2 protein-coding genes are annotated in these 1,946 nt (G+C 66.9%); both read left to right on the top strand.

Translation table 11 applies throughout. The features are described from left to right. Positions 1 to 476: 476 nt before the first annotated feature. The gene (locus B056_RS36015; protein ID WP_154676954.1) at positions 477 to 1,001 is read left to right on the top strand and encodes a sce7726 family protein; all 525 of its coding nucleotides are present in this window, start codon (positions 477 to 479) and stop codon (positions 999 to 1,001) included. 228 nt (positions 1,002 to 1,229) lie between these two features. Next, a complete protein-coding gene (locus B056_RS0110195; RefSeq protein WP_020572423.1) occupies positions 1,230 to 1,484 on the top strand; it encodes a hypothetical protein in 255 nt (84 codons plus the stop codon). Positions 1,485 to 1,946: the final 462 nt, after the last annotated feature.

Genomic DNA, 1,946 nt, shown 5'->3' with positions numbered 1-1,946 from the left:
CTTCCGGCCTCCGGGTCGCCCGTCGGCGGCTCCTTCATGCGCGCGAGATGGAACGTTCCCACGATTCAGGCAAAGCAACTCTGAAAAGGCTCATTGAATAGCTCCCCGCAGGCCAGACACTTGATTCGCTTCGGTGCAGCGAGCGCTCCGACCCCGACCGTGGGGATGAGTGCGGCCTTCGCCTTGAAGCTGCGCTTCGTCCGAAACGATGTTGATCTGCATTTCGGGCAGCGGACAGCCCCGTCCTCATCGAGAACGCCTCGTTTCATGTGATCCCCCCTTGAATCGGGGAGATCGTACCGTGGGTGGTGCGGTCTGCCTCCCGCCAGGAAGGCGGACCGCGTCGGCGCGTTCCGGGCTCGCGTCGGCCGTTCAGTCTCCGCGGACCAAGGTTGTGTGCACGGGACTCTCCGGCTCCTGAGGGCCCGTTGCTGGGTAGACGTGATGATCGGTGCCAGAGGTGCCAGAGTAGGCCGATGCCGATGCGACGGAAGGTGGAGGCCGTGCTCCGAGACGCCGAGCTACGCCGCGCACTGCTCGGCGACCTCGCCCCCCACCTCGACGCCGACACCCTCGTCGTCGACGAACTCGACCTGTGCGGCCTGACCCGGGTGGATGTCGCGGTCGTCAACGGCCACCTGTCCGGCTTCGAGATCAAGGGCTCCACCGACTCCCTGCGCCGGCTGCCTGGCCAGGTCGCCGTCTACTCCCAGGTCCTCGACGTCGCCGAGCTGGTCGTGGCCGAGAACCACTACACACGCGGGCTGGCCCTCCTGCCCGACTGGTGGGGCGTCCGCGTGGCCGCCGGCGGCGAGCAGGTCCACCTCGACAGTGCGCGGCCGCCGCAGCCCAACGACGCCGTGGATCCGCGCGCGCTCGTGCAGCTGCTGTGGCGGGACGAGACCCTCGCCGAGCTCGCGGCCTGGCCCGCGGCTTCCGCTCGAAGCCCCGGTTCATCCTCTGGGACCGCCTGGCCGCCGAGGTTCCCCTCGACGAGCTGAAGACCGCGGTGTGCGCCCGCCTCAAAGGGCGGACGGATTGGCGAGTTGCTCGCTGACCACCGTCAGGTGGGCGAAGAAGTTCGTACCGGCGCCGCGCCTCGGGGTCCCCGCGCACCGCGCCTGGCCGTCGCGATCCCCGAAGGCCCGGGTTGGAGACCTACCTCCAGCCTCCGCAGGAGGGGTGTTCTCCAGGACGCCGCCGTCCACACTCGGCCATCATGGATGACCATGGCGAAGCGACGACCGGCTCCCCCTCCGGACGAGGATGCCTTCGGAAAACCGACCATCAACTCCCGGCTCTATCTCAAGTGGGCTGAGGAGGCTCTCGCCGAGGTGGACCTGAGCGCTCTCAGCAACGCTGAGCTGATCGCCTACGCGCAGGCCACGGCGTCGATCGCGGCGGCGGCATCTCTCCTGCGCATCGACGACGGCTTCCCGGACGTCCACACCGCGGCGGACTCGGTGTTCCGGCACCTGGGCTGACGCCGTCGCCAGCGAGCCTTACTGTCTGTTTCCGGACGACTCTTAACCGTGAGACGATCCGCCGTCTCACGGCCGTGAGAGAGCATCCCAGGCCTCGATGGCCGCTTGGAGTCGTCGCACGACGTCGGTGTCGAGGCCTCGACGTCGGGCGGTGTAACGGAGGTACTCTTCAGCTCCTTGCCGCAGCCCGGCCTCGGGGTAGGCGAGAACGATAGAGATCTGCGTCCCAAACTCTTCAACGTGATTCCATGAGTCGAAATCAGGACGCCCCCCTGGCACGGGGATATGCCCCTCCACGTAGTCGTGCCTGTCGTCCCGACACCTCCAGTAGTTTTTGCGGAGGACGCAGGCGTGACAGGCTATGACACAATACCGCTTGATTAGCCTGTCGAGAGGATCGTCCAGCCTGACACGCCAACGGATGCTCCCTTATCGATAAACCTCTGGACTCGGCATGCGGGA

Origin of the sequence: Parafrankia discariae (genome assembly GCF_000373365.1) — a bacterium.
Taxonomy (GTDB): Bacteria; Actinomycetota; Actinomycetes; order Frankiales; family Frankiaceae; genus Parafrankia; species Parafrankia discariae.
The sequence above is the reverse complement of the archived record's forward strand: the minus strand, read 5'-3'. Positions and strand labels throughout refer to the sequence as shown.